General features: G+C 42.4%; 19 protein-coding genes. 2 read left to right on the top strand and 17 right to left on the bottom strand.

What is annotated here, in order from left to right; translation table 11 throughout:
* Position 1: 1 nt before the first annotated feature.
* From ABIO93_RS10920 to ABIO93_RS10885, 8 genes are all read right to left on the bottom strand, one after another.
* A complete protein-coding gene (locus ABIO93_RS10920) occupies positions 2-823 on the bottom strand; it encodes a mechanosensitive ion channel domain-containing protein (RefSeq protein ID WP_348067440.1) in 822 nt (273 codons plus the stop codon).
* 202 nt (positions 824-1,025) lie between these two features.
* Entirely contained in the window at positions 1,026-1,355 is a 330-nt protein-coding gene (locus ABIO93_RS10915) for a DUF6787 family protein (RefSeq protein WP_348067438.1), read from the bottom strand.
* Between the two features lie 106 nt (positions 1,356-1,461).
* Positions 1,462-2,994 carry a PepSY-associated TM helix domain-containing protein gene (locus tag ABIO93_RS10910; protein ID WP_348067436.1) on the bottom strand — a complete coding sequence of 511 codons (1,533 nt, stop codon included), beginning with the start codon at positions 2,992-2,994 and terminating at the stop codon, positions 1,462-1,464.
* Positions 2,991-5,345, bottom strand: coding sequence for a TonB-dependent receptor (locus ABIO93_RS10905; protein WP_348067434.1), 2,355 nt, complete (start codon positions 5,343-5,345; stop codon positions 2,991-2,993). Before ABIO93_RS10905 ends, ABIO93_RS10910 begins: the two co-directional genes overlap by 4 nt.
* 53 nt (positions 5,346-5,398) lie before the next feature.
* The gene (locus ABIO93_RS10900) at positions 5,399-5,737 is read right to left on the bottom strand and encodes a hypothetical protein (protein WP_348067432.1); all 339 of its coding nucleotides are present in this window, start codon (positions 5,735-5,737) and stop codon (positions 5,399-5,401) included.
* Between the two features lie 43 nt (positions 5,738-5,780).
* Positions 5,781-6,911 (bottom strand): cytochrome c peroxidase, encoded by a 1,131-nt coding sequence (locus tag ABIO93_RS10895; RefSeq protein WP_348067430.1) that lies wholly within the window; start codon positions 6,909-6,911, stop codon positions 5,781-5,783.
* A gap of 15 nt (positions 6,912-6,926) precedes the next feature.
* Positions 6,927-7,751 carry an MbnP family protein gene (locus ABIO93_RS10890; protein WP_348067428.1) on the bottom strand — a complete coding sequence of 275 codons (825 nt, stop codon included), beginning with the start codon at positions 7,749-7,751 and terminating at the stop codon, positions 6,927-6,929.
* Positions 7,752-7,832: 81 nt separating this feature from the next.
* Entirely contained in the window at positions 7,833-8,267 is a 435-nt protein-coding gene (locus ABIO93_RS10885) for a hypothetical protein (protein WP_348067426.1), read from the bottom strand.
* Between the two features lie 280 nt (positions 8,268-8,547).
* Here ABIO93_RS10885 and ABIO93_RS10880 point away from each other — a divergent pair, with 280 nt between their 5' ends.
* On the top strand, positions 8,548-9,228 hold the full coding sequence (locus ABIO93_RS10880) for a MotA/TolQ/ExbB proton channel family protein (protein WP_348067424.1): 681 nt from the start codon (positions 8,548-8,550) through the stop codon (positions 9,226-9,228).
* 63 nt (positions 9,229-9,291) lie between these two features.
* The gene (locus ABIO93_RS10875; protein ID WP_348067422.1) at positions 9,292-9,684 is read left to right on the top strand and encodes a biopolymer transporter ExbD; all 393 of its coding nucleotides are present in this window, start codon (positions 9,292-9,294) and stop codon (positions 9,682-9,684) included.
* Between the two features lie 72 nt (positions 9,685-9,756).
* On the opposite strand, the gene ABIO93_RS10870 is transcribed toward ABIO93_RS10875, so the two are convergent.
* The 9 genes from ABIO93_RS10870 to ABIO93_RS10830 form a co-directional block, all read right to left on the bottom strand.
* Entirely contained in the window at positions 9,757-10,782 is a 1,026-nt protein-coding gene (locus ABIO93_RS10870; RefSeq protein WP_348067420.1) for a Gfo/Idh/MocA family oxidoreductase, read from the bottom strand.
* A gap of 115 nt (positions 10,783-10,897) precedes the next feature.
* On the bottom strand, positions 10,898-12,358 hold the full coding sequence (locus tag ABIO93_RS10865; protein WP_348067418.1) for a M56 family metallopeptidase: 1,461 nt from the start codon (positions 12,356-12,358) through the stop codon (positions 10,898-10,900).
* Positions 12,359-12,370: 12 nt separating this feature from the next.
* Positions 12,371-12,745 (bottom strand): BlaI/MecI/CopY family transcriptional regulator, encoded by a 375-nt coding sequence (locus tag ABIO93_RS10860; protein ID WP_348067416.1) that lies wholly within the window; start codon positions 12,743-12,745, stop codon positions 12,371-12,373.
* 149 nt (positions 12,746-12,894) lie between these two features.
* Positions 12,895-13,539, bottom strand: a complete 645-nt coding sequence (locus ABIO93_RS10855) for a Uma2 family endonuclease (protein WP_348067414.1) — start codon at positions 13,537-13,539, stop codon at positions 12,895-12,897.
* 137 nt (positions 13,540-13,676) lie between these two features.
* Positions 13,677-15,116 carry a pyruvate kinase gene (gene pyk / locus ABIO93_RS10850; RefSeq protein ID WP_348067412.1) on the bottom strand — a complete coding sequence of 480 codons (1,440 nt, stop codon included), beginning with the start codon at positions 15,114-15,116 and terminating at the stop codon, positions 13,677-13,679.
* 27 nt (positions 15,117-15,143) lie between these two features.
* Complete coding sequence (gene priA, locus ABIO93_RS10845; protein WP_348067410.1) at positions 15,144-17,639, bottom strand: primosomal protein N'; 2,496 nt, start codon at positions 17,637-17,639, stop codon at positions 15,144-15,146.
* A 14-nt stretch (positions 17,640-17,653) separates the two neighbouring features.
* Entirely contained in the window at positions 17,654-18,121 is a 468-nt protein-coding gene (locus tag ABIO93_RS10840; RefSeq protein WP_348067408.1) for a type II toxin-antitoxin system VapC family toxin, read from the bottom strand.
* On the bottom strand, positions 18,121-18,342 hold the full coding sequence (locus tag ABIO93_RS10835) for a hypothetical protein (RefSeq protein ID WP_348067406.1): 222 nt from the start codon (positions 18,340-18,342) through the stop codon (positions 18,121-18,123). The genes ABIO93_RS10840 and ABIO93_RS10835 overlap by 1 nt, the downstream gene beginning before the upstream one ends.
* A gap of 88 nt (positions 18,343-18,430) precedes the next feature.
* The coding region (locus ABIO93_RS10830; RefSeq protein ID WP_348067404.1) for an aminotransferase class IV at positions 18,431-18,984 on the bottom strand (554 nt) is incomplete at its 5' end.

Here is an 18,984-nt window from a genome sequence, read left to right as displayed (position 1 = left end):
TTTACTGTTTTAATGCGACGCTAACCTCTGCTGGTTTGGGCGCTTCTATGCCATCCAATGCGAATTGCCGACTGATTCCTTCATGCACATAATAGTAGGTTTCCCAGTACGTAACGCTCGGAGTCCATACCCGGACATCAAAGAAAATGGCATTCTCGGTCAGTTTGGTAACTAATATATCATGTGAAATTTCTTTCAGCGCGGTAGGGCATTCATCCACCACCTTTTGTAAAGTTGTCCTGATTTTATCCACTCCATTCTGACTGCCCGCTGCAAAAACCATATCGACCCGTATTTTACCTTTGCCCGAAATATTGGTGATCGGAGAAGTGGAAAGTGAGCCATTTGGTAATATGATTGTTCTGTTATCGGGTGTGACGAGGATGGTATTGAAAATTTGCACGCCTTCGACCGTACCCGTAAAACCCTGCGCACTGATCAGGTCGCCGACGCGATAAGGTTTGAAAATTAATATCAGAACACCACCCGCAAAATTGGCCAGACTGCCTTGTAATGCTAAACCAACCGCCAGACCTGCGGCTCCCAGTACGGCTACGAACGAAGAAGTTTCAATACCAATGATACCGGCAATGCTCAAAAGCAGCATTACATTCAGCAGTACCACTAGCAAAGACGTCAAAAAAGGTTGTACATCAGCTTCTACTTTTCTCCTGTTCATCGCCTTGGAAACAATAGAACTGATTTTTCCAATGATGAGTCTTCCGACGATGAATGCAACTAAGGCAAGGGCGATTTTGGCCCCATACAATGTAATTGCGGCTCCAATCTGGGCCCGGGCTATGTCTAGACTGTCTAAATTCATGTTGGTAGAAGTTTTGAGATAAGGATTTGGTTGAGTGTTGATACGGTTTTATAATGCAAAATCCGTCATTATTAACACATTACCTAATACTATACGTAAATCCTGCAACTGAAATTCTTCGGTACTGAACAGCTGAAACGACGAAAGGGTGAACCCGCAGAAAGTCTGCTGATTCACCCTTTTCAAAAATAATGGCCTCTTTTTATTTGCTGAATTTCGCCTTGACCCAGCGGAACATTTTCTTTTCTTTTTCCCAAAAGAATGAAAATTGACCAAGCAGAAAACCGTAAAGCAGTAAAAGACTCTGATATGTAGGGAAAATAAAGAGGATATAAGTGATGGTTTTCAGCCACAGCGGAGTGGTTTCGTCGTAACCCAGAAGATAAAAAAGTCCTTTTCTGAGCCAAACCACTGATGAACCTGAAAGACTAAAAACAGCCAATACCAACAAAACCTGCCTGGTTGTTTCCAATCCCCATTTTTCCTGCATTTTACCCAACCAGGGCTGTGCGCTTTTTTCTCCGCTTTGCATATTTATTTTAATTGCCTGCTTTTAATTTTCTGCAAAGAAACGATTCGTCCCTCAATTTTCCTTGATTTTAATGAATGTTTAATCATGACTTTCGTCATCGGTAGTCTCACTTTTTCAAAAATACGAGCAGCCCTAAAATACTCACTACCAAAACTCCAAAAGCCGCGAAGGTCATAACGCCGTCACGGGCATTTTTGCCGAGAAAATCCAATGCATTGTATTTGTGTAAAAAAGCAAAACTGAAACCTTCGCGCCGGTTGCGGTCCTCCACCTTGGTGGATAATCTGCTGGTAGTCGTTTCAATGTAGTAGGTAGTATGCTCCGGCGTGTCGTAAGCCAGTTTTACAACCGGGAGCCGCTTATTTACAAAGCCATACTCACCCGCGAAGCTAGTTACCGTGGAAGCCTTGTCCAGATCTGCGCCGGAGATTGGCGATGAAATCTGGGCTTCCATGAGATCGCAACAGCTCGCAGCGTTGCGATCTTCCTGGGCGGCAAACTTCCGGGACAGGTATTTTGCAAAACGAATGTTCCCGTCTTCCAGCTTTTTGCCATCCTTGATATTGGTGTATTCCACTACCGTTTCGTCAGTTTCCCAATCCTTTTTTACAGTTTGCCAGAAGATATTTTCTCCCCATTTGATCAATCCAATGTTGGAAACACCCGTCAGATCGATCATAGAGGCTTGTGCGACGGAACCGGTTTTGATCACCGGATCGTACACATATTTCAATCGCTCGTCGGGATCAAGTTTTTGCAAGACATGATATGCACCCGAAAAGGCAAAAGTAAATGTGACAATGCTGGTCCAGATACCAATGGAGCGGTGGTACTTACGCAAAAGTCCACGCTGATTGCCTGGCTTCGCGGGCCTGAACTTCTTCCACATTAAACCGTAAATAACAACACCTGCTACTGCTGAAAAAACAATCAGGCTTAGAAATAACAATATAATCGTAATCCGCACCGTGTTATTAGCGATCGCGTCCATAAATCCCCAGTTGTGAAATGTACCGAAAATCCAGATGAAAGCTTTTCTGCCGCTATCATTGAAAGTCGCAAAGCGGCTCTGGCCGGTTTCTACGTACACATCCATTTTACGTTCATCATCAAAACTGACTTTCCAAACGGGTAAAAAGCGGTTTACGTACTTATACTGATCCGTAAATTCGGTCAGGTGGGTGCTCGAAATGATTTTCGATTTCTGATCTCCGAGCATGAAGCGGGCCATGTGCTGCGCGTATTCTTCATCGCCGTTTTCGAGCTCGGTACCAGTCGCGGAATTGAAGTAATGTAGCTTGTCTTCAATGTCTTTTACCTGGTAGTAGCTGTTCCCGTCAAACTTCACGAGCCGGAAATTCTTGAATTCGGTCACCTGATTGTGTTTTAAAACATCTCCCAGAGATTGTTTCACGTCGGCAGGAAGCACAACTTCTGCTTTGTAAAACTCATTGGGAATACTGGTTTTAAACCAATGCGACATGAATGGATGCATCAGGCCCGACATTGTCCAGAACAGGGTAGGGATAATGGCAAATAGTCCCAGCGTTTTGTGCCAGCGGTATATATTCTTCCGGACTGTACTTTCAATTTTCTTTTTGAAAGAATCTTTCGGTCTTACATTGATTTCATCGATCATAACAGTTCTTTTTTACCGGTGAATGTGTACTGGATCCCAAAAACAAATGTTCTTGGTGCAGCAGCATTATAAGTTGTGCGGTCAGTAGCATTGTTTCCACGCGTAGCATTGGTCGCGTAAAGCACGTCTGTGAGGTTCAGGATGTTAGAAAATACCTCGACACCTTTCCATTGATACCCTACCCGAAAATTGAGAATGTCGTAACCCTCATATTTTACAGAATTGATCTGGTTTTGATAGTAGGAAGCGACATGTTGCCATTCCACTGAGCTCCGGAAATTCTTAAACCATTTGGGATAGTAACTGAATTCTGAGTTCCACATCCAGCGAGGAGCAGACGGCATGTCTTTGCCGTTTACGTTTTTCAATGCATCGGATTCCTTGCTGCTCAGGATAAATTCCTCATATCGGTGAATGGCGCTGGTGCCTCCAAAACGGAAGAAATACTCTTTGGAAGGTTTGTAGGTTACGCCAAATTCAACACCCCGGTGTAAAGTTTTTCCGGCAGACTGATAGTCATAGGAATTATCAGGCAACCGCACATTCAGCAACTCATTACGACCATTCATTTGATAAAATGCCAGATCAAGATAGATTTTGTTGTTCAAAACAGAAGCCCAGCCACCGATTTCAGCATTGTTGAACTGAGCAGGTTGCAGATTGTAATAAAACAAATCGCCATTTGGCAGCGGAACTGTACGTTTCCTGAAAACAGAAGTCAAACCGGGAGGTGAAAAACCTCTGGAATAATTAGCATAAATACCTTTTCCTTTACCCAGATCATAGGTAGCCCCGATCTTCGGCGTGACTTTGCTGTAAGATTTACTACCTGAGGTGCTGTCCAGAAAATTGGTATAGCTGAATGACATCCGGTCGTAACGTACCCCGGCAGAAATCCGCAGCTTTGGCAAAATCTCGAAATCATACTGCGCATAAGCCGCCGTATTTTTGATATCAGCATCATAATCCGAATTCCTGATTTCCGGGCGTTCCTTAATAATGGTATATTTCTCAACCGATTTCATGTCCGGCCTCAACTGAGCGGCCATATCAACCTGATAGGACCAGTAGCTGGATGGTGAGAAATCGAAAACTGCCCCGGTAATTAGTTTGGAGTTCAGGAAATTGAATCGGTGGCTATGCTGGGCAATCAGGCCCAGACTTTTAAAATCACTGGAATTGATCTCGCCACGGGCCGTTGTTTGCCCGGTTGTCCATCTGATCCCGTAATTGGGATTTTGTCCGTGCTCATTTTTTCTGGCAAAAGCCGTAATGAATGATTGAGAACCATTTTTCCAGTCTTTTTCAAAAGTTAATCTGCTTCGCAAAGAATTGGATTTGCGGTAAGTAAAATCCGTGGTACTCACATATTGCCTTGAATAAAAAGCCACGCTGTCTACACTTCCACTGGTTTGCGAATCATATTTACTGTAAGCCAGCGTGTAAATGAGCCGTGTTGAAGGCGAGAAATGATATTCCAGTCTCGCATTGATCGAGTTCTTGTCATAGTCAGAGCTTTTCATCCAGGCGTCTCTCTGACGCGCGGTAAAGCCACCCACGTACACTCCAAATTTGCCCATCATCGCGCCGGCACCATATTGCAGCCGCTGGTAACCCCATTGATCAGCCTGAATGCCGATTTTGGCAACCGGTAAAATGGTAGGACGCTGGGTAATAAAGTTGATCGCACCACCCACGGCTTCCGGACCATAAATGGAGGAGACCGGTCCCTTCACCACTTCCACAGAACTGATCGCAAACTGGTTGAATTCCAGAATGGAATTGTGATTGAAAACGCCCATCGGCCGAATCGGTACGCCGTCTTCCATATAAAGAAAGTAGGAATTGGTCGTGAACGGCTGACGAATGGCCATGGAATGCTGCTCGTTTCCAAGGTTTACCATCATCACGCCCGGTACTTTATTGACGATCTCGTACATGGCGGTAGGTTTTGCTTCGTCAATCATTCTCGGCGTCAGTTTGGAGATCGCTATCGGACTCTCCGTCCGCAATGCAGCCTCCCGGTTACCGGTTACCACAACGGATTGCAGATTTTCCGAAGCAGCTTCCAGCCCGATCGTAATAGGTTTAGAATCATTGACGACGATTTCTCTGGCAGAAAAACCAATGCTTGAAATCTTGATGGTCACATTTGTCTGGTCGCTATTTAGCAGGAAATGACCATTGTTATCCGTCGTAGTACCGACTTTGGAAGTGGTTAGTTGCACGGTTGCTCCTGGTACGGGTTCTTTGGTTTGCGAGTCGAACACTTTGCCTTCTATGGTCTGGGCATGTGTTGTTAAGGCGCAGGTATACAGGATTATGGCCTGTAAAAATATTTTCAGGTTCATTGAGATTTGAATAAAAGATAAAAATTCAGTTAGGTGTTATTTGACCTTTGAATTTATCTTTTGGGCGGACGCAGAAGCTTGGCTGCAGGAGCAGTGTAAAATTGAAGCTGATGGAAAAACCGGACTTTTTCCAGAAAAACAACCGGCGAAGCTTCAAAACTGTAAGAATGGAAAGATGAACTAAACAACTGAATAATAGGTGTATTCTGTACTTTTTCCGAAGTTTCCTTGTCTTGTTTTTCCTGTTGCTGTTTCAGTTTTTTGGCGAGATAACATTTACCGTTACAATTCAATTGTGGCCTCGCACGGTTCTCGCACAGCACTTTGGCAATGTAATCCCGGTTCAATTTGAAATACGCGATCGTTCCCCACGGGCTGAGCGTGGGTAGCATGATTGAAAAGAGCAATATGTAGGATATAATGGGTCTCAACAGCCTAAAAGGATGTCCCTACTCCGGGATCTGAAAAACGTTTATCATTCATTAACTGATCATCATTGAGCGTTCGCAAAAATGCAATAATGGATTGCTTTTCTGCATTTGAAAGCGCTATTCCATGTTTCTGGCCTGCTGCATTTAATATAGGATCTAATGTGGGCGACATATAAATGCTGTCTTGTCCACTGTTCTGATCATTGGCATAATGGTCCAGCACCTCCTGCAAAGTTGTGAAACGTCCGTCGTGCATGTACGGCGCCGTCAACCCGACATTGCGCAGGCTCGGCACCTTAAATTTAAGCCGGTCATTCTCATTCAATGTGATCGCGTACCTTCCCTGGTCATTGATTTTGTTTGGGATCAATCCATTATTCCGAAAACTGAAATCTGTAAATAGTTCGCTGCTGTGGCAGGAACCACATTTTTGTTTGAAAAGCGTCATTCCCGCTTTTTCCTGAGCGGTTAATGCAGAGGCATCGCCTTTCAGGTAATAATCGTATTTAGAAGTAGCTGAAACGATCGTCATCATAAATTGCGACAATGCTTTCATCATTCGGTCCGCATTGATTTCGTCGGTGCCAAATGCTGCTTTAAACATTTTAGGGTAGTTAACCTGTTTAGCTGCACCGGCTACTGGCGTTTTACGGAGTTTTTCAATGACATTACCAACACGCTCACCCATTTCTACCGGGTTTTGGATCGGTACTGGCGGAACAAGATCCATATCATGTACGCCTCCATCCCAAAAGAATGACTTATTCCAAGCCAGGTTTTGAACTGATGGCGAATTTCTGGTTCCCAACTGATCATCGACACCGTGGCTAAGGTCATGTCCGTGATGTGTGAACGCGGCAACCTGCTGGTGGCAGGTTCCACAACCGATCTTGTCCGTCCGGGAGAGGATACCATCGTAAAACAGAAAGCGGCCCAGCTCGACACCTTCAACGGTTAATGGATTTTTAGACAGATCATAAACAGGGTCAGGAAAATAGGCAGGCTTAGTCCATTGCAGCAGCGTAGGTGTGTTTCCGGTCGGCTCAGGTTCGGGGTTTTCGGATCTCTTGCCACAGGAGTTCATTACCTGCGAGAGGAAAATCAAAAGACCAAAAAGAAATACAACTTTTTTCATGCAATGATCAGGTTCCTAATTGGCATCTATTTGATCCAGACTGAACATATTCACATAATTGTCTGCAATGTTTTTGGAAATTGGCAAATACATCACACTGGTATTCGCTTTAATGCTCAGCGTTGTAGGGCCATTGAAAACTTTCAAAATGTCCGCATTTAAATGAATTTCCGGAATTGCCGTGTCAGTTACTTTCGCTTTTTTACTTCCGAAATCGATTTTCGTTGTACGAATGTTGTTCAACGTTTTTTCGACCAGACCGCCAAATCCACCAATATGGTAGTAAAATTTACCATTTGAGGAAGTTGCGGAGTCGGAACTTCCTTCCAGTTTTAGAAAAATATAGCCCGGATTCCAGTCCCAGTACATCTCTTCCTGATTGGTAGGTCCTGAGTCTTTATCCAGAATACCCTTTCGTTTCGAGATGTCAGACACGCTTCTCAAACTGTCGACACCAATAGTGAATTCAATGCCAGAATATTCGCCGACAGGTACGTGATTAATGGTGACCAATTGGGACGCTTCATTAGCCTCTCTGATCAGAAAATAGCTCGAATCCTGTGGTACAACGAAATTACTTCCGTCAGTTTTGATCAGCTTAATATTGGAAACGAAATAATTGAGTTTACTAACCGTAAATGGCTCTCCTGCTTGATTTACATAGGTTTCGGTACCTAATTTCAACTCTTTGGAACCCATTTTGTTGCTGAATGCTACCCGGAGCCGCCCATTTTCGGTAGGCGTAGTGCCCGGATCGTCATCGTTATCGCAGGACCATACAAATAGACTAACCGCAGCTATCAATGAGAGCGGCAATAGAAATGAAAATATCCTTTTCATGATTCTATGGTTTATAAAAAGAAGATAAAAAGAGACCTACTCAGTTCATAGAACTGAAGAATGGTAGGATTTATGCGAAAATCAGCCCAGCGGCGGATGAAAAATATCATCGGCGGTGACTAATGCCGCGAAAGGAGAGGAATAATTGAAATTTAAACTAATTAAGTCTTCAAATGTGGCAACCTGTGAATCAAAACTATAATAGGTACGCTGATCCATCACATGATCAAGCAGCTGGGCCATGTAATTCTTTTCAGCCTGGCGCTTTTCCTGCTCGTCGAGCGCGGCTATACGCTTGGCCAGATAACATTTGCCATCGCAATTGAGTTGTGGACGATTGCGGTTTTCGCAGAGATTGGCCACAATGTAGTCGCGGCGAATTTCAAAGTCCAGGTACAACAACGGTATCACCCACACTTTCACAAGCATGAGGCTCAGCAGGCTTAGGGAGATCCATGTGTTTTTTGAACTGCTCAAAGTAGCATTGGTTGGCGGAATTTTCAATACGCATTCCATTCACACTTCAAATGTAAGCAAGAACCGTCAGGATAACTTTCCTAGTTGTGTTTTTTTATGAGTTGAAATAATCGGCCTGTCAAGCCCATTGGGATTTTATGCTCCGGGAATGAAGATATCGATGGGATTAAGGTTGCCGCGGGGCTGCTCCCAAAGAGTAATTTTTCTATATTTGCCCTTTAAACAATAAGGGGGCACTTGTGCCGTTTATGTTCGTAGTTGTTTTTACGCAAAACGGACCTCTGTTTCATTAGCTTAACTTTCACTTTTTATATTTAATATGATGCTTCTACAAGCACTTACAGACTCTACTGCGGCTGCGCCCGTTGCTGCTCAGGGGCTTTCTATTATTGATCTGCTCGCAAAAGGGGGATGGGTAATGTTGCCTTTGGGACTGTTATTTCTGGCAACTCTTTTCCTGATCATCGAACGTTTTCTGGGAATCGGCGCTAATGGAAAAATAGAGCCGCAGGTGATAGATAATGTGAAGGATTTTATCCAGCAGGGAAATCTTAAATCTGCCGAATCATTGTGCCGGAATCAGCGCAATGCATCAGGTAGGATCCTTGAACGTGCTATCGGGCGTATCGGGTACCCTATCAAGGACATTGAAACAACCATTGAAAACGCCAGCCAGATCGAAATACAGAGAATGGAGGGTAATTTACCTTACCTGGGTGTGATCGCGGGTATCGCGCCTATGCTTGGGTTTGTGGGTACGATTTCTGGGATTATTCGTATTTTCTACGATATATCGATCTCTAATGACTTCAATATCAGTACCATTGCGGGAGGTATGTACGAGAAAATGATTACCTCAGGTTCCGGTCTGATCATTGGTTTGATCGCATACGCAGGTTATCACTTGCTGAACATGAAAATTGACCGTTTCGCTTTGAGATTGCAAATGGCAGCTTCCGACTTCCTGGACGTCCTGCAAAAGCCAGTTGCTGCTAAATAGATTTGCTGAGACTTGGCAAGTTTAAAACTTACCAAGTCTAGACACTAAATATTTCCCCCAATTATGAAAATACGTCGTAAGGCTCGTTTTGCCCCTGAGGTGTTCACGCACTCACTCAACGACATTATGTTTTTCCTTCTGCTGTTCTTTTTGATCATTTCAACGATGTCAAATCCGAATGTGATCAAGTTGATGCTTCCTAAGGCATCGGCGACGCAGCAGATGTATAAGAAACAAATTACGTTATCGATCGACGAAAACAAGGGTTATTTCATTGATAAAGAACCTATTCCGTTTGATCGTCTGGAAGCAGAATTGCAAAATATTTTTGCCAATGTGGAGGATAAGACTATTGTATTGAGAGTAGATAAAAATCTTGCTGTTCAGGACCTGGTGGACGTTTTGGAAATTGGCGCAAAAAACGAGATCAAAATGGTCATGGCCACTGCTAAGTAATTTTAGCGATTAAGTATAAAACAGTAATGCCCTGGAAATACCACTTCCAGGGCATTACTGTTTTAATAAGAGCTATTTCTCAGCGCTTTGGTATATTTTTTCAATGATCTCCTGCAACACGGCGCCCTGTTCGGCTGTACAAATGTTGCTGGGCTGTCCATTGCAGGCATCCAGAAATGCTTTCGTATTTTGAAGTTGAATGTCTATTTCTTCCAGGTGCGGAAATTCGGTATCAGTCAGTTCACCAGCTAATTCACCGTATAGCGAAAATGGGTTCAGTACAGCGCCGGCGTGGGTGCCGAATACTTCCAGGTTCACATTTTTTTGTTCTTTGGTATTTAATGCAAATGATGTTGAAAGCTCAATGCTGGCGTTATCAGGGAATGACAAATGTGCAAAGCACGCATCTTCTACTTCAAATTTAGAAGCATCCCAGCTTCCCATCAATCCTTTTCCGCCTGCTTTACCGATAAAATCGTAGGTATTGGCCAAAATCTTATCCGGCATGCGGTAGTCGAGCAAGCCAAGCGCGAGATCCAGAATGTGCACGCCTAAGTCCATCAGCGCTCCGCCGCCCTGAATCGTTTTATTAGTAAAATTTCCCCAACCTGGAATACCTCTCCGGCGCAAGAATCGCGCTTTGATATGATAAATCTCACCTAGTTGACCGCTCGTGAGGCATTTCTTCAATAATGTATACTCAGGGGTTTGCCTTAACTGGAAATTGTAAGCAAGCACTTTCCCTTTACTAGCTGCAAGTTGAGCCATTTCACGTGCTTCCTGTGAGCTGATAGCAGGTGGTTTCTCGCATAGTACATGACAATGATGTTCCAATGCCTGCATCGTGAACGGGTAGTGAAGGTTATTCGCCGTGCAATTGATGATTACATCGGGTTTGCTATCACTTTGATACATTTCCTCTGCATTATCAAAGGCATGCGCAATGCTATGTTTGTCGGCTAGCGCGCGGGCTTTTTGAATGTCCCTGCTGCAAATAGCTACCACCTCCACCTGTTCAGATAGTTCTTTTAATGTAGGGATATGGTTTTTATCAGCAATGTTACCTCCACCGATGATGGCTGCTTTTAGAATTGGCATTTGGGTCAGGTTTAGTGATGTCGTTGACGGTAAAAGTATTGAAAGATGCATAAACAAAAAATGCCCGACTCGAAACAGAGCGGGCATTTGGATAAATATAATGGAAAGTCAGGTGTTAGATCTTGTTAGTTATAATACTGATCACGCCATTTTTACCTTTCTCTCCGTACGCATCAAGAGCATCCTGATCTTTATGTACCGAAACCGACTTAATACTATTCGGATCCAGCTTTTTTACAATATCGTGATCCGTTGCAACAACACCGTTGACAATAATTAAAGGTTTGTTCAGAGATGTGGTGTTGCGCAATTCTATGTTGGCATCCGGCTTAGCTGCTGAGGTTTTGTCGCTTTCTTCCAACTGAAAATTGATGGGCAGATTATATCTTACGTTTACAGGTATGCCATTCTGTTTACCTGGTGTCCATTTTGGAAATTTTGAAAGTACGCGTACTGCTTCTTCGTCGCAGTCGAAACCAAGCCCTTTCAAAACCTGGATATCGCCTATGGCCCCATCTTCCGTCACAACGAAAGAAAGAAATACGCGGCCGCTTACATTAGCCCTCGTCGCCTTTTCCGGATATTTGATATTTTCCCCGAGGAACTTATACATTTCCTGTATACCACCCGGGAACTCAGGTTGCTCTTCTACAACCGTAAAAATCGGTTTATTAGCAAGGTCTTCCTTGGTCAGGACTTTCTTTTCAAATGTGAGCTCGTTGTATTCTTTGCCCTCACATCCAGCGATCAGTATGGCCGCTGTTCCGATCATTGCAACTGAAAATACATAAGTACTAAGCAACCATTTCGAAGTTCTATTTTTGTAAATCATCTGAATGCGATTTTTGATCTGCGACGGATTGAAAAAATGATTGGTAACCGAAACTGTCGGGGCATTCAATGCGTAGGCTACCAGGAATTTGGCATAATACTCCCGGTTAGGGGCTTGCGCATCGGCCAGGTATTCATGCACTTCCTGTAATGAATGTTTGTAAAGCAGGAGCACAGGATTAAACCAGAAAATCGTTTTGAACAACTCAATCAGCAGGATATCAATGCTGTGCAGTTGCCTGGTATGCACCATTTCATGTCGTAAGATGGCATCGAAATGGTTTTCATAGTCATTACGATTGATGACGATCCATTGTAGAAAAGAAAAGGATCCGATGTGATTGGAGTCCATGATTACCACTTTGCAGTCATCAAGTTCGATCAATTCCCCAGCAGACAAATAGCTTTTAAGTTGGACAAAATTGAGTGTGAGTTTATATATAGCTATGATGAGCCCAATTCCATAAATGATGCCGATCGCCTGAATCCAGCTGAGTGTATCACTCTGTTCTGGCTCAGATCCTGAAACTGTAAACGCCTCCGCATTAATGCCGTAGATAGCAGGAAGTTGCGGGGCTGTTTCCGGGTAGATCACGAATGGTAAAGCAAAAGCTGCGAACAGAGAACCGACCAGATAGTACCGGTTCCATTTGAAAAAAGTATGGCTACGAAGCATCAGCCAATAACAGGCGTACAGCATGATCCAATACAGACTTACTTCTCCGGCATATAGTAGCAGTTTCATGGCTAACAGATTTTATTGTTCGTTTTTATGATCGTTTATCAATTTCATGATCTCGTCTAGATCTTTGGTTTTGAGATCATTGTCTTTTACGAAAAAGGAAACCAGGTTGGGGAGGGAATTATCGAAGTAGTTGACCATCAGCTGCTTCATCTCGTAACGCTTATACTCCTCCTCACTAATCAACGGGAAATATTCATGCGTCTTGCCATAAGCATTGTAACCTACCACTTCCTTTTTTTCAAGAATCCGGATAATGGTTGAAACGGTATTGTACGCCGGTTTGGGTTCGGGCATTTCGGCCAGTATGTCTTTTACAAATGCTTTTTTTAATTGCCAAAGTATCCTCATGATCTCTTCTTCAGCGCGTGTCAGGGTTCTAATCTCCATTGTTGTTACTATTTGATTACTATATGTGTCAGTGGGTAATTCAAAGTTAATACTATTCATTTAGTTTCAAAACTATTTTATTAGTTATATCAAAAATAAAAAAACAGCGAGATGTTAAATCGCTGTTTTGGCTCTGTGTGTGTAATATATCAGGCAAACTCTGAGCCCTTTTCTTTCAGGTATTTTCCAATATTGCAGCTAATGCCGTCCGTGATCTCAACGTCCTTGTCCCAGTCCCGCATCTGCCAGTCACCACCTGGCGTTGCGATCATCACTTTTTTTGATTCTGTCAAAAACCAGATTACCTTTTCTGCACCGAAATCGAGCAGTTTATTGGTTTTAATTGTCATATAGCTGTATTCTGAAATCTCTTCCAATGCAATGTCAATATCTACCTCAATCGAAATCTTAGGAGCTACATCGGCGTAGTTTTTATTGATTTTATCAATTGTCAGCTTTTGACTGTCAAAAATCAATAAATCTCCGGCAAGATTGTTCTTTCGATCTAAATGCAGGCCGGCTTCATTGGTCAATATATGGTACTTGTCGTCATCAATTTGTTTTCCGATCCAAATGGTCAGATAAGTAATTAAAAATGCCTGTAATGAACTTGAACCCATAATATCTTCTACCGTTTTCGTTTTGGCCAATACGTCGCGGTAGCCCTTGCGGTATAAAGGTTTTCCGTCGATTATTTCATGGATCAGAACGTTAGGTATTTTACTTGCAGGGATTTTTGGTAAAACCTTGCGCGGAGTAGTTGAAGCTATCATGATGCCGGTCGATTTGCTCATAAGTAAATATAATCAATTTGACTTTCCAGTATGAAATATATTTGTCATCGGCCTGGTTCAAATTTTCAAACGGTAACAAAAAACAAAGGCAGCAGGAAAAATCTTCCGGCTGCCTTCTATTCCAAAAAATGGAGTTCCTATTCTACTACGCTCAACTTCACAGTGTTAGTCTTACGTTGTCTTGAAACCGGGATACTCAGGGTATTGATGAAAACATCTCCCTTTGTCAATTCACCTTTTTCAACCAGAATTTGTTTGATATCTTCGATCAGATCATCAGTCGATACATCCTGGTCACGGTCGTAATAGTATACTTTCGTTCCCCAATACAATGCTAGTTGATTCATTAACACCCGATTGGATGTGAAGATGAACAAACTTGCCTTCGGACGGTGATGTGAAAGACGGAAAGAGGTATATCCCGAACGTGTGATACCAATGATCGCAGTAGCATGCGTATCGCGGGCCAAACGGCAGGCGCTCATCACAACATTGTCGTTCAGTTTGTTAGCACTTACATTCTCATTTACGGCAGCGTGGTGTTTAAAGTAAACACTGTTGGTAGAAGACTCTACCTTCTCAATCGTACGGGTCATACTTTCAACGGCCAGCAAAGGATATTTACCGGAAGCAGTCTCAGCACTTAGCATTACCGCGTCAGCGCCGTCCAACACTGAGTTCGCGACATCATTGAGCTCGGCACGGGTTGCGCGCGGGCTGTCGATCATGCTTTCCAGCATTTGTGTGGCAACGATAACAGGCTTGCCTGCTTTGTTACATTTCTCAACGATCATTTTCTGGATCATCGGTACTTCTTCATCAGGAAGCTCAACGCCAAGATCACCGCGGGCTACCATGATAGCGTCAGTTGCTTCAATGATCTCGTCAATATTCAGGATAGCTTCCGGCTTCTCGATTTTAGCAACAAGACGAGCAGTTTTACCTTTATTGGCAATGTATTCTTTTACTTTAATAACCTCAGCAGCAGTGCGAACGAAAGACAGTGCGACCCATTCAACATTATGTTCAAGGCCGAAATCCAGATCTTCGTAATCTTTTGCAGTTACCGATGGCATAGAAACCTTCGTGTTAGGCAGGTTAACGCCTTTTTTTGATTTCAGGTAACCTCCGTAAATTACTTCTGTAACCACGTCAGTACCGTCCATTCCGGTTACCAGTACTTCCAGCTTACCATCATCCATCAAAATACGGTCTCCGACTTTTACATCGTTGTACATACCATCGTAAGGTGTACTTACTTTTTCGGCAGTACCAAGTACTTCTGTATTGGAAAGGATCAGTTTTTTACCAGGTTCAAGAAGAACGCCATCCTTTTCGGCAACCAACCCGATACGAATTTTAGGACCTTGCAAATCCTGTAATATTGCAAGATTCAGTCCGTATTCTGCATTGAGTTCCCGAATGGTATTTAATCTTAAAAGGTGATCTGCGTGGGTTCCATGGGAGAAGTTTAGGCGAAAAACGTTAACTCCGGCTTTTGCCAATGCGTGTAATGTTTCTTTAGTTTCTGAGGCCGGACCTACGGTAGCAACAATTCTGGTTTTTTTGGAAGACATAGATGAATATGCAGTAAGAATGATTTTTTATAAACAGTCCACGTCGATCACGACCTGGATGCTTTTTAGCGTCTTATCGGTTAAAGTGTCGATCACTTTTTCCTGTATAAATGACTTTGCCGCCTTAAAATTAATCTTTTCTCGCTCAAGTTTAATGAGAATGTCGAACAAAAACTGATTTCTTACTCTTTCAACCAACGGAGGCTCCGGTCCGAGTACACGGCTGGCGCCTAAATTGGCTGTTAGTTTTTCTGCCAAAACGACTGCGGCACGCTTTGAAGTCGCCTCATCCATATGTTTTATTGTAATCTTTATTAACCGTGTAAACGGCGGATAATGATATTGTTCACGTTCCACAATTTCCGCGTCATACATGCCTGTGTAATCATTCTGGATAATTCTTTCCAGAATTTTCTGAGCCGGATTTGCGGTTTGGATTAAAACTTTTCCAGGTTTATCAGCTCGTCGTCCAGCTCTTCCGCTTACCTGGGTCAGCATCTGAAAAGCGCGTTCGGAAGCTCTGAATTCCGGAAAGTGAATGATCCTGTCGGCATCAAAAATACCAACCATACTTACATTATCAAAATCCAGGCCTTTACTAACCATTTGAGTGCCAACTAAAATATCAGTTCCGCCTTCTTCAAATTCCTGAATAATCTGCTGATAAGCGTTTTTTGCACGCGTGGTATCAAAATCCATTCGTTGAACTCTCGCGGTTGGCAATAGCAAATGCAATTCTTCTTCAATTTTTTCCGTTCCGTATCCAACGGTTTTCACACGTGTGGAACCACAAGCCGGACACGTTCTTGGCACTTCCTCTTTATGTCCGCAATAATGACAGCGCAGTTCCCGCACCTTCATGTGATAGGTAAGGCTTACGTCGCAATTTGCACATTCGGAAATCCAGCTACATTCCTCACATTGCATATAAGGAGAATAGCCACGACGATTTTGAAATAATATCGTTTGTTCTTTATTATTTAAATTCGATTCAAGATGTTCTAGCAAAACGGATGAAAATTCATTTTTCATCTTTTTCTGCTTTTTTTCTTTTTTCGTGTCAATTAAAACAAAAGTAGGCAAAGCTGCATTACCAAATCGTTGTGTTATTTCAACCAATCCGTAACGACCATTTCGGGCGTGGTAGTAACTTTCAAGTGAAGGTGTCGCAGAGCCAAGCAAAGTTTTTGCCTTATGCATATAGGCCATAAATACGGCTACATCACGGGCATGATAGCGCGGAGCCGGATCGTGTTGTTTGTAGGAAGTTTCATGTTCTTCATCCACAATGATCAATCCCAGATTGTCAAAAGGTAAAAAGATGGCAGAACGAACACCGACTACAAACTGGAATTTTCCATCCAGGATTCCTTTCCAGACTTCTACACGTTCGTTATCGGAGAACTTGGAATGATAAATGCCCATCGCATCACCGAATACTTTTCGTAAACGGGTAACGATTTGTGTTGTTAAAGCGATTTCTGGCAGCAAAAACAAAACCTGCGATCCGCTTTCCATGGCCTGTTTGATCAGTTCAATATACACTTCCGTTTTTCCGCTTCCGGTAATACCATGCAAAAGCACAACTTCTTTTTCAGAAAAAGCTTCATGAATTTCCTTGAAAGCAGTTTGCTGTGATTCCGTTAAGTTGACAACCGCTGGCGGGCCAAGTGGAATATCAGCAAAGCGGGAAACGATAATGTCAAATTGTTCGAAAATACCTTTTTTGATAAGTGTTTGTAACGCAGAATCTGATAAACCATCGTCTTGCGAAAAGATCGATTTGTCGAGTCCTTTTTGATTTAGTTCTTCGTGATTATAGACCGGTACATGGCTTAAATAACGCATCAGAATATCCTGCTGCTTCGGGATTTTGTCAAGAGAAGAGGTTAATTCAACCAATGATTTCTCAGAAACAAATGCAGAAGTCAAACGTATTTTCTTGACAACTTTTGGCTTATATCTTTCTTTTACCTCTTCAAAAAGAATAATCGCACGTTTTCCAACCAAAGATTTTATTACGGACGTAATGTTAGTCTGATTGACCAGCCTGGCCACTTCTTCATAGGAAAGCGTAGCATATTTTTTTATTTCATCCAGAATAAACCGCTCCTGATCCGTTAGCAATTCTTCATAATCAAATTCAGGATTGTGCTGTATCCGTGACTCACTGGTGATTTTCAGTCCTGCCGGTAACGCAACATTTAAAACTTCGCCGATATTACATAGGTAATATTCTGAAATCCAGTTGAAAAGTTCGAGCTGTTTGGTCGTGACAATCGGTTCGTCATCCAGTAATTCAAGAATATATTTTGCCTGGTATAAGGCGGGAGGATTAGCGTGAATATTGGCAACAACGGCTGTAATCACCCGCTTTTTGCCAAATTGTACAATTACCCTAGCACCAACCTTAATCATCTCAGCCATCGTCCGCGGAACTCTGTAAGTAAAGAGCCGGGGCACAGGAACAGGAAGAATCAAATCGGCGAATAAGGTAATTTCGTCCTCAAAAAGGGAGGTCATTGGCAAAATCTAGTTTATTTACTTTTAAAAAAGGGTAAAAGATCCTTCTGATCAATTTTTCTAATATCAAAAAAGACATTGTTCAAATGATCGAAATCGGAATCTGTTGTGATAAGCTGAAGTCCTAGAAGGGCAGCGAGAGAAGCAATCCAAAGATCATTTTTGCCCATATTTCTAGGGGTTTCAAAGGGGAAACTTTTAAATGCAGAATTTGATACCTGAGAATATGCGTCAATCTCCGTGTAAATATCAACGTTAAAATGACTAATGTCAACAATGGTGATCTCTTCTAAAAAAGTGTCAAGTAATGCTCTTCTTTTACTTCCCCAGTTATTCTGTAATGCTATGGATTTAATTTCTCCTTCTGAAACAACCGAAATGTAAATTGGTAAGTTCTCCGGATTGAGAAATTGAATTATGCCTGGCCTGTCAAGAGCTCTTACAATGGCAAGGATGATATTGGTATCAAATAGAAGATTCATTATTTGGTAGCATCAAGCTGGGTCATTATTTTCCCCCATTCTTCTGCTGTAAAGGGTTCGGCCGGTTCCGCGTTTTTAAGCGCGCTAATTAATGTTTCATTACTTTTTCCAGTCTTCCTACCAAAAGCGGTAGCACCTCCCGAAGCCAGAATTTCCTCAGGAGAATGTGAAGTATGTGTTTTAAACAGACTGGTTTTAGACGAAGACAACTTAGTTCTCATGTTGATTTAGTTGTTTTATAATCAAATATACAAAAATGTAAATCAATTAAGGATGTTAGTTAATGATGTCTTTCAGCTATTATCACGATTAGAATATTGTTTTGATTCCTAAAACAGTCGAATTGTCCCAGTTAACCATCGCATTAAATAATCTGATATGACTATACTGAGAAATACCAGATTCCGGAATTTGGACTTCTTCAATAATTTCGGAATCTAAAAGAAATGCTCTTTGTGTTCCTGGTAGCAAAGGCGTATCAGGTGTGAACCATCGACCATCTTTCAAAAAAGCAACGTTACAGTATAACGTATCCGTAACCATTCCATTTTTGATGGTCAGAATTTCCTCGGCATCACCTCGCTTTTCAAAAAGATTATTCAACGAAGTTCGATCATCGTATTTGTATGAATAATTAATTGCATCATCATACACGCGCTGGATTTTTGTGATCGTCCGAAAATTATAGGGTTCCCATTTTATGTTATCGATTGTTTTTGAATAAGCTAATCTGCATTTGTAATATGCATCAGTAACATCATCAGGAATCGAAATCAATTCTGATAAATTCCAGGAATCAGTAAAACCAAACAGCTCTGTTCTGGTTTTATTCAGACGCGCTTCGTGATAAGATAAATTAATTA

This window comes from Dyadobacter sp. (assembly GCF_039919315.1).
GTDB lineage: Bacteria > Bacteroidota > Bacteroidia > Cytophagales > Spirosomataceae > Dyadobacter.
This window is presented reverse-complemented; position numbering and strand designations above follow the sequence as displayed.

Bases quoted from the DNA above. Each gene is read 5' to 3' on its own strand.
- ABIO93_RS10920 (WP_348067440.1), bottom strand. From the start codon at position 823: ATGAATTTAGACAGTCTAGACATAGCCCGGGCCCAGATTGGAGCCGCA.
- ABIO93_RS10915 (WP_348067438.1), bottom strand. From the start codon at position 1,355: ATGCAAAGCGGAGAAAAAAGCGCACAGCCCTGGTTGGGTAAAATGCAG.
- ABIO93_RS10910 (WP_348067436.1), bottom strand. From the start codon at position 2,994: ATGATCGATGAAATCAATGTAAGACCGAAAGATTCTTTCAAAAAGAAA.
- ABIO93_RS10905 (WP_348067434.1), bottom strand. From the start codon at position 5,345: ATGAACCTGAAAATATTTTTACAGGCCATAATCCTGTATACCTGCGCC.
- ABIO93_RS10900 (WP_348067432.1), bottom strand. From the start codon at position 5,737: ATGCTACCCACGCTCAGCCCGTGGGGAACGATCGCGTATTTCAAATTG.
- ABIO93_RS10895 (WP_348067430.1), bottom strand. From the start codon at position 6,911: ATGAAAAAAGTTGTATTTCTTTTTGGTCTTTTGATTTTCCTCTCGCAG.
- ABIO93_RS10890 (WP_348067428.1), bottom strand. From the start codon at position 7,751: ATGAAAAGGATATTTTCATTTCTATTGCCGCTCTCATTGATAGCTGCG.
- ABIO93_RS10885 (WP_348067426.1), bottom strand. From the start codon at position 8,267: ATGGAATGCGTATTGAAAATTCCGCCAACCAATGCTACTTTGAGCAGT.
- ABIO93_RS10880 (WP_348067424.1), top strand. From the start codon at position 8,548: ATGATGCTTCTACAAGCACTTACAGACTCTACTGCGGCTGCGCCCGTT.
- ABIO93_RS10875 (WP_348067422.1), top strand. From the start codon at position 9,292: ATGAAAATACGTCGTAAGGCTCGTTTTGCCCCTGAGGTGTTCACGCAC.
- ABIO93_RS10870 (WP_348067420.1), bottom strand. From the start codon at position 10,782: ATGCCAATTCTAAAAGCAGCCATCATCGGTGGAGGTAACATTGCTGAT.
- ABIO93_RS10865 (WP_348067418.1), bottom strand. From the start codon at position 12,358: ATGAAACTGCTACTATATGCCGGAGAAGTAAGTCTGTATTGGATCATG.
- ABIO93_RS10860 (WP_348067416.1), bottom strand. From the start codon at position 12,745: ATGGAGATTAGAACCCTGACACGCGCTGAAGAAGAGATCATGAGGATA.
- ABIO93_RS10855 (WP_348067414.1), bottom strand. From the start codon at position 13,539: ATGAGCAAATCGACCGGCATCATGATAGCTTCAACTACTCCGCGCAAG.
- pyk (WP_348067412.1), bottom strand. From the start codon at position 15,116: ATGTCTTCCAAAAAAACCAGAATTGTTGCTACCGTAGGTCCGGCCTCA.
- priA (WP_348067410.1), bottom strand. From the start codon at position 17,639: ATGACCTCCCTTTTTGAGGACGAAATTACCTTATTCGCCGATTTGATT.
- ABIO93_RS10840 (WP_348067408.1), bottom strand. From the start codon at position 18,121: ATGAATCTTCTATTTGATACCAATATCATCCTTGCCATTGTAAGAGCT.
- ABIO93_RS10835 (WP_348067406.1), bottom strand. From the start codon at position 18,342: ATGAGAACTAAGTTGTCTTCGTCTAAAACCAGTCTGTTTAAAACACAT.